This window comes from Oligoflexus sp., from assembly GCF_035638955.1.
Classification (GTDB): domain Bacteria; phylum Bdellovibrionota_B; class Oligoflexia; order Oligoflexales; family Oligoflexaceae; genus Oligoflexus.
The window spans coordinates 1-7,803 of record NZ_DASQYZ010000311.1; the positions used below are offsets into that span (position 1 = coordinate 1).

General features: G+C 50.2%; 7 protein-coding genes. 5 read left to right on the forward strand and 2 right to left on the reverse strand.

All coding sequences use genetic code 11. From position 1 onward, the window contains the following. The 5 genes from VE954_RS28685 to VE954_RS28705 all read left to right on the forward strand — a co-directional run. A partial coding sequence (locus tag VE954_RS28685; protein ID WP_324959386.1) for a phosphatase PAP2 family protein occupies positions 1-654 on the forward strand: 654 nt, incomplete at its 5' end. Beyond that, positions 644-1,285: a DUF3943 domain-containing protein gene (locus VE954_RS28690; RefSeq protein ID WP_324959388.1), complete on the forward strand. Its 642-nt coding sequence runs from the start codon at positions 644-646 to the stop codon at positions 1,283-1,285. The genes VE954_RS28685 and VE954_RS28690, both read left to right, overlap by 11 nt. Next, on the forward strand, positions 1,269-1,973 hold the full coding sequence (locus VE954_RS28695; protein ID WP_324959390.1) for a hypothetical protein: 705 nt from the start codon (positions 1,269-1,271) through the stop codon (positions 1,971-1,973). Before VE954_RS28690 ends, VE954_RS28695 begins: the two co-directional genes overlap by 17 nt. 112 nt (positions 1,974-2,085) lie before the next feature. After that, entirely contained in the window at positions 2,086-3,354 is a 1,269-nt protein-coding gene (locus VE954_RS28700) for a DUF2254 domain-containing protein (protein ID WP_324959392.1), read from the forward strand. A 152-nt stretch (positions 3,355-3,506) separates the two neighbouring features. Further along, the gene (locus tag VE954_RS28705) at positions 3,507-4,280 is read left to right on the forward strand and encodes an ion transporter (RefSeq protein ID WP_324959394.1); all 774 of its coding nucleotides are present in this window, start codon (positions 3,507-3,509) and stop codon (positions 4,278-4,280) included. A gap of 300 nt (positions 4,281-4,580) precedes the next feature. Here the strand turns inward: VE954_RS28705 and VE954_RS28710 are convergent, their stop codons facing one another. Next, positions 4,581-5,615 carry a mechanosensitive ion channel family protein gene (locus VE954_RS28710; RefSeq protein ID WP_324959396.1) on the reverse strand — a complete coding sequence of 345 codons (1,035 nt, stop codon included), beginning with the start codon at positions 5,613-5,615 and terminating at the stop codon, positions 4,581-4,583. Between the two features lie 170 nt (positions 5,616-5,785). Further along, positions 5,786-6,418, reverse strand: a complete 633-nt coding sequence (locus tag VE954_RS28715) for a porin family protein (RefSeq protein ID WP_324959399.1) — start codon at positions 6,416-6,418, stop codon at positions 5,786-5,788. Positions 6,419-7,803: the final 1,385 nt, after the last annotated feature.

The following is a 7,803-nucleotide window of genomic DNA, read 5'->3' on the forward strand; positions in this document are numbered from 1 at the left end:
TTTACAGGGGAACTGTCCGGCTGCTGGACCCATCCTGAAAAAACATGTCCTTCCCATAGTTGCAGATGGGTTCGTAAGACTGGCTATTCCATTCTCGCCGTCGGCCTCGTTTCTTCTGTCGTGGCTAACAATCAGGACGAATGGGTACGGAGGGAATGGAGAGGCGAGCAAAAGGTCAGTCGCAGTGTCACAAATTTCGGGGCTGTTTACGGAAGCGGCGGTCCGAGTCTTGTGATTGCTGGTGCATTATTATACTTCGATCCAGACCCAGGGATGGCTTTCGCAGAAACTATCGTCCTGACATCGACTGCTCGTTTTGCCATCTCAAGGCTTGGAGGCCGACCCAGGCCCGGCAACCCTCTCATTAAAGCATCCTTTCCATCTGGCCATACAGCGAATGCATGGGCCATGGCGACTTCTTTGTCCTATTTTTATGGATGGAAGGTTGCGGTCCCGGTTTACAGCGCTGCAGCTTTAACGATGACCGCGCGAATCGCCGATGATCGTCACTGGTTGAGCGATACCGTTGCAGCAGCAGCCCTTGGCGCGTTCTGGGGTAGAGCCACATATTTTCACCACACTGCAGGAGGCTTTCGCCTGGAGCCCGTGTTATCGTCACAAGGGCATGGATTGGAGATTTCCTATGATTTTTAGGTTTACGTCTTTAATGTTCCTAATCGTACTGGCAGGTGTTGAACGGCCGGCCCAGGCTGCGATCAGCAAATCCCATTTGTTCACATATACAGACAAGCAGTTTAGCGGGCGCGAATATTTTTCCCACCTTGCCCTGGCGTATGGAGCCAGTTGGATTGTATATCCCCTTACACAACCCAGAATCCTACGTGGCGAATTAGGATCGTGGCACGAGTACAAGGAAAACCTGGGGAAAGTTGTGTTTGATCATGATGAGCCGAGGTGGAATTGGTTGACTCATCCGATTGCTGGCAGTCAACTCTACCTGTTCTATCGATCGTTGGGTCATGACCGTCGCAACAGCTTTATGATGACCTTCATCTCGAGCGCTCTCTTCGAGTTTACCATTGAAACATACAGTGAACCAGCTAGCCTTCAGGATCTCTACCAGACACCTGTCCTGGGTACGGCTCTCGGGTGTGGTATCGAAGTGATCAGCACAAATCTCCTAAGCCGTGACTCGAACGTGGTCCGTTTTCTCGGAAGACTCGTAAACCCTTTTTCGCTTCTGGTCGATCAATCTTTCGTATCGCTCGGGCCTGTAACGGACTTCCGTTCACGGTTTGGCGTTAAACTTGTCATGGATTTTTAGTATGAGCCAATGGCCTATCTTATTCTCATCCCTGCTGGGTCTTCAGGCGCCTGCGCTGAAGGCAGAAAAAGTTGAATCGGCACGGACTGATGGTTTGCACCTGAGATTCGGTTTTTCTCCCGTCTTCATCCAATCCCTCAGGGCCGGACGAGGACCGATTAACTTTGGAGGAGCTGCTTTTAACAGTGCTGTGTGGTATCAATTCGCTTCGGTGTCACTAGGCGTAAAATCCATTGCTGCTTTGGGGCTGCAAGGTCAGAGGCCAAGCGGGCCGTTTCCATTTAGTGTTGCGCGCAGAATCCAGTTCGTTAGCCTTTCTCCTTTTGTGGAGTACAAATTTTCGCTAGAGATATTCGAGCGGCATCGTGTGTTTGTCGGGGTCGGACCTGCCCTCTCGTTAACCAGCTTTGCCTATAATGAACGACCTGTTCGGCAAGGTGAGGCGGTCGAAAGCAAAATTGTATCGCGAGGTCAGGGCATTGATATTTCCGTTGGACTGCTCGGAACATTATCTGCTTCAGGTTACACGAGCTATATGGCATTGAATTATCTGAGCGTACGTCCCAAGCCGCAGAGTGTAGTCAATGCCGGAGACTTCAATGAGCCTGCCAGGTTTAAAAATGCGCGTGAAAGTGATCTGGAGCACGTGCAAGTTCTGAGTTTGAATTTCGGGCTGTTCCTTATTTAGAACGACACTTAAGAGGGGCGTCATGTCGTCTCTTTCTCCATTGGCCTGGGACTTGCTTACATGAATTGCTACTTGGAACGCCATACCTCTCGGTGGAATTGTGGTCAGATTCATGTCAAAGCCTCTGCATCTTCTCTTCGGGAAGCTTCGTGCATCCTACTGGTTCATTCCGGGAATCATGGCTGTCGCCGCCGCTTCAGGCGCTTTCGTGAGTCTAAGTCTCGATCACAATCTTGAGGCATTGATCTTGCCTAAATGGCTCCTGCTATTCTCCGGTGGACCCGACGCTGCCCGTGATGTACTGAGTGCCGTGGCAGGCTCCATAATAACTGTAGCTGGCGTCACATTTTCGATCTCTATTGTGATCCTCTCGCTCGCCTCGCAGCAATATGGACCGCGGCTTCTTAGAAATTTCATGAGGGATCGATCCATCCACGTGGCGTTCGGCATGTTCGTAGCTACATTCGTCTATAGTCTTCTGATTTTGCCTTCGCCGTTGAGTGAAAATGAATTGGGGCGGGAGGCGTTTACGCCCAGGTTAGGTGTAACAGTCAGTATCATAATGGCGATTGGTTGTGTCTTTATGCTCATCTATTTTATACATCACATCGCGCGATCCATCCAGGCCTCGCATATCGCAGCCGCAACGTGCGACGAGTTGCTACAGACGATACATGCTCTAACCAACAATGAAGCTGCCTATGCAAAGGAAGATGCCAGGCACGCGGAGGTGAACGCTAGGACCATGACCTCAGCTTTCATCGCTATATCCTCGAGACATTCAGGATATGTACAGGCGTGCAATATCAAGCAGCTTGTGTCGCTGGCGACACAACATGATATCGTCATTGAAATCAAAGCCAGACCGGGTGGATACATTGCGCATAACGACAGCATCGCTCATGTATCAGGTAAAAACTCCCGTTTGGACATGATCGTGCGCGACATCAATGACTGCTTCAGCTTAGGAAGCGAACGGACCATGGAGCAGGACCTTGAGTTTGGCTTTCAAATGCTAGTTGAAATGGCGGTCCGTGCCTTGTCGCCATCCATGAATGATCCCTTCACAGCGCTTCAATGCATTGACTATCTACGTGAAGCATTCAAAGCCATTATGCAGGTGCCTGTCCCGAAAACAGTTCTCAGGGATTTGCAAGGCTCGATTCGAGTTATACAACCTTGTCTTAGCGTCAACGATCTACTCACAAGCACTCTATTGCCTCTGCATCACTACGCTCGCAATGCTCCCATGGTTTTAAAGGGTTTAAATAACATGCTCGCATCCCTTGAGGCGAATGCTAAAAGCCCCGCGATACTGAGCCACATGGACAACTACAGACGGCAGATTTCAGAATCCCTGAACGAGGTGTCTGCGGGGTGATCGATCAGGGCGGAGAAGGATTAATATTTGGACTTAGTGGGGGTTTTATTGTGACTCAACTTAAAGAAGCAGAAAGGAGACCCAAGCAGTCACATGGCCTAACTGAGAGGCACAGAAAGCAATGGAGGTGGGAAGCTGGGCTTGAAACCAGCATGATTACGTTGGGCTTTGTTTGGCTGCTTCTTCTTATATTGGAATTAACCCATAGACTTTCCCCATTCCTGGAACAGCTGGGCACCGTGATATGGATCGTCTTTATTGCGGAATTCATTCTGAAATGGATCTATGCGCCGAGCAAAAGGCGATATTTAAAGAGGAACTGGGTATCAGGACTTTCACTATTTCTGCCCGCACTGCGCGTCTTCCGGATTTTTCGTGCCCTGCGGGTCCTGCGTCTTGCCTCAACCATGCGTAGCCTAAGGCTGGTCCGGCTTATTACCTCTTTTAACCGCGGTATGAAGGCTCTGAGCCGTACCATGGGACGGCACGGTATCGGCTATGTCGGGCTTCTCACAGCTCTCGTCACGGTGGCTGGTGCTGCAGGCATGTATGCCTTCGAGAACCAAGTGCCTCAAGGCGAAGGGCTTGCCAATTTCGGAACGGCCCTATGGTGGACGTCGATGGTCATGACAACTATGGGCACGGATTACTCGCCAAAGACTGCGGAAGGTCGTATCCTTTGTCTCCTTCTAGCTATTTACGCTTTTTCTGTTTTTGGTTATGTGACGGCAACGCTGGCTTCGTTTCTAGTCGGTCGGGATGCTTCCGACCCGGAATCCGAAACGGCCAGCTCAGGTGATATTAAGGTATTGAGAGAAGAACTTATTTCCTTACATCAACAGATGAAACTGATGGAAGGCCAACTGAAAATTTTCATGAATCAAACCCGCGAAAATCAGGCGATCGATACCAAGGATCCTGGGTGACTGATCCCATGGAACCGATATTGCAGGATGAGCTGTGATTCCAAATCCTATGGAGCAAATCAATGAATTTCTCTACTAAACAACACTTTAGCGCAACTGTTGATACTGAACCAACGAGATTTCCGGTTCCGCCGCCTCCTACCCGGCAGCCGGAGCCCATTCAGCCTCCCCCGGACATTCCACCTTTGATTCCGGCCCCTCCCGAGGAGCCGCCGCCCTTTCCAACGCCTCATGCACACGCGGTTCGGAAAAAGGGCCTCGACTTGAGGGCCTTGCCAGCTCTCAAAAACCAAAGGGACCTCACGAATAATCCTGGCGCGCCGAGGCCATCGTCTGGGAACGACTTTTCACACCCGAGCCATCGACCTCAAGACGTAATGGGGGCATCCCCACAAGCTCAAACGTTGCCGATGCGACTCCAATGCCCGAGGCTTCCATGGCATCCAACATTTCACGGGCCATTTTGTCCTTAACCCCGCGAACACCATGCGTGTCTGTGATAAAGCGGACCGAAAGCTCCAGCCAGTTGTCGGTCATGCGATAAAAGACGCGAGGCTGAAAGTCTTCAAGGTTGACCACATAATAGCGACGCTGAAGCTCCTTAATATCCTCTTGTTTGAGTTCATCAATGGGTGCCTGATGGCGTGCGGCCGCCTCGAGCAGGATCTCTTCGGCTCTTTTTCGGTCTGCCGTATAAGAAACCGGTAGACTCATTTCCTCCCAGATATAATCGAATTCACGCGTGTAGTTGTAGACAGGCTCATCAAAAATCTTGCTGTTGGGCACGGTTACAATGCGGCCTGTGAACTGCCTGCTCCTGACCCACATGCCTGGTTGATCCGTTTGAACGCTTGGTGGTTGTCCCATCTCCATGATCGAAGTCTGTATGAAACCCAACGCTACTACATCACCTCGGACTCCTCCCATGACAATGCGGTCGCCAACGCTAAACGTTTTGCCCCGCAGAATAACGATATAGCCCGCAAGCGCTGTGACCACGCGCTGCAGCGCAAAGGCCAAGCCCGCTGTCACCAACCCTACCGCTGTTGTCAATCGGGTGGGATCATCAAACCATATGGAACAAACCCCGAGGACCAGGAGCAGAGCCAGAATCAGATTGATGCCTTGCCGGGTCCAAAATTCGACTTTAACGTTTTTGTGGCTGCGCAACGTCCAACGAGTTAGGGCTCGCAGGGCCTGAGCCAGAATCAGTGCGAGGCAGATAAAGATAAAAGTGATGAGGAGCTTGCCTCCGTTGTCTGCATTGAGTCCGACGAGTTTTATTCCGAAGACATGCAATGTGCCTAGCGGCCCAATCATGAAAAAACTATCCATGAAACCTTCACCCTCGCTGTTGCTCCGCACTGTTCATGCACTCAATGCGTTTAACTTATTTAGTGCGGGAGAGGCATAAGCCCCCCGGCTGCCTGTTCTTCCGACGCTTTCATGCCTAACATCTTTGCGTGGATTCGACGTCCGATGTCAGTAGTTTAGATGACTTCCTTTCACATGGCATAGGCTAATGCTAAAGAATAATTCCTTTGATCAAGATCCAACGTCTGCTCAAAGAGTCGACGGTAGCGAACTTCACCAACCAGATCCATATTAGACTGTATGCGATAATTGAATCCTGCGCCGAAGTCTGTACCGAGTTCGAAATCCGCATCTTCCAAATCACGGTCGCGAGCTGAAAGAACCTCCGCAGGATCAGCAGCCGTGTTGCGCTCGCTCGTCGTCACCTGCAGCACGTGTCCTGCAAGGCCAGCCAATACGTAGGGACGAAAGCCCGCTGCAAGATCGGTGAAGTGAAATTTTCCATTGGCTCCGATGACAACGTCTCCCAATTCTACATCGCGTGTCGCTGATGACCTGTATTCATCATTCCAGTAGTCCACAGACATCCCTACCGAAAAAGCCGGCGACATATGGAGGTCGCCGAAGACACCAAACGCGAAGGCATTATCGTCGAAGACGTCGACGTCCGTGGAAGTTAAATTGACACCAACAGACGTGCTTCGGGTGGCACCTGTGGCTTGGATGGTCTCATATTGACCTGTGCCCCGGTCCTGGCAGAACGCTTCATGCGATGTCATAACAATAGCGGCTGCTGCGAGGGAGGTGATCATAGTCTGATTCATAAATATTTTTCTCCAGAATGGTTACACAAAAGTCACTTGGGTTCTGCACGCTCCATACCAGTTGAATGCCCGCTCCGTAGGAGACTGCCATATTTATGTCTTACTAATACCCACATCTTACGATTTACCAAATTCCCTCAATGATCTAGCTTCTTGCGAGAGTCAGCTATAATAGGACGTGTGGGTGTTCTCCTGATGAGCACAAATCGCCGTAACAGTTGGATCGATCAGTAGCGGCAGGTCTGAAACCAGTCTCAACCAAGCTTTGAGATCGAAGGCCGAGCTGAACGAAGCATATCGGTTGTTCGATAATATTAAGGTCGATTCAGGGGCTCAACGGCCTTGCACAGTCAATGGCTGTCGTAGAAGGGAAAAAAGGCGCTATTGATAACTGTCGCAATCGCGAAGCGGATATAAACGCCTTGTTCAGTAGAATCGTTGATGCGGACGGTGGGTTTGTAATACGTGCGCGTAAAAATCGAAGTGTCCATACGCTTGGAGGCAATCGAACGACACTTTCAAAGATCATATATGAGTCAAGCCGAGATATTGCCCTTGGTATTGGGTATTGTCCCTGTCTCCCTGCATGTTTCGGCAAACGGCACACGTGATGAGCATTTCCCGAATTTTTAAAGTTTGATGGCTGTGGCAATGGACGACGCTGGCAATTTACGCCCTTGGCCTTGACAACGGGGCCCTTCTGAAAGCGGACGTGGGTGAGGGACTAACAGCTCTTGCCCTTCATGAAGAAGCCATTTCAGCTCTTGGCTATGTCGGTCCCTATCTTGTCGCAGCGTTGGGAAGAGCAGGCTGGAAACCTATTTCACATCAGGACATGCGTTAATCGTCTTGCAGACGAATCCATAGTGTCCGAAATAGAGGGCTGAGCAGACTCAGTGATCCAAGGGACGGATTCGAGCTGAGTTGTGGGTAACTGGATGTCCGTTATCCCCCATTGCTGAAGAATAGTAAACTGGGGAAGCCGAGTATAAAGTCGTTCATTTCAAACTGAACAGATTTCAGTCCCAAATTCTAACCTTTTAGTAAAAATTGATCTGTTACCGTTCTTTTAAAAATGCCGAAAAGCCTTATGACAGTGAAAGTCTATCTGCCGTGAGGTCCAAGGCTGTGCCGACACTCTTTGCGCTTCTTCTGACTTTCTTGTCATACGTATATGGCACCGCGGCCCAGGCTAATGAAGGTCCAGATCTTGTGGCAGACCTTACTGCGTTTGCAGAGGGTCTATCCGGAATAAATCAGCTATTTTGAGACAGTCATAAAAAGAGTTTAGTGTACTTTTCTATCCAAGCACATACATGGATTGCCGTGTGACCGGGATGTTGATCCCGACCTGCTCCTGTGGAATCAGAAGTTTAGGACCACGC

Coding starts and splice junctions, on each gene's coding strand:
- VE954_RS28715 (WP_324959399.1), bottom strand. CDS start 6,418: ATGAATCAGACTATGATCACCTCCCTCGCAGCAGCCGCTATTGTTATG.
- VE954_RS28710 (WP_324959396.1), bottom strand. CDS start 5,615: ATGGATAGTTTTTTCATGATTGGGCCGCTAGGCACATTGCATGTCTTC.
- VE954_RS28690 (WP_324959388.1), top strand. CDS start 644: ATGATTTTTAGGTTTACGTCTTTAATGTTCCTAATCGTACTGGCAGGT.
- VE954_RS28700 (WP_324959392.1), top strand. CDS start 2,086: ATGTCAAAGCCTCTGCATCTTCTCTTCGGGAAGCTTCGTGCATCCTAC.
- VE954_RS28705 (WP_324959394.1), top strand. CDS start 3,507: ATGATTACGTTGGGCTTTGTTTGGCTGCTTCTTCTTATATTGGAATTA.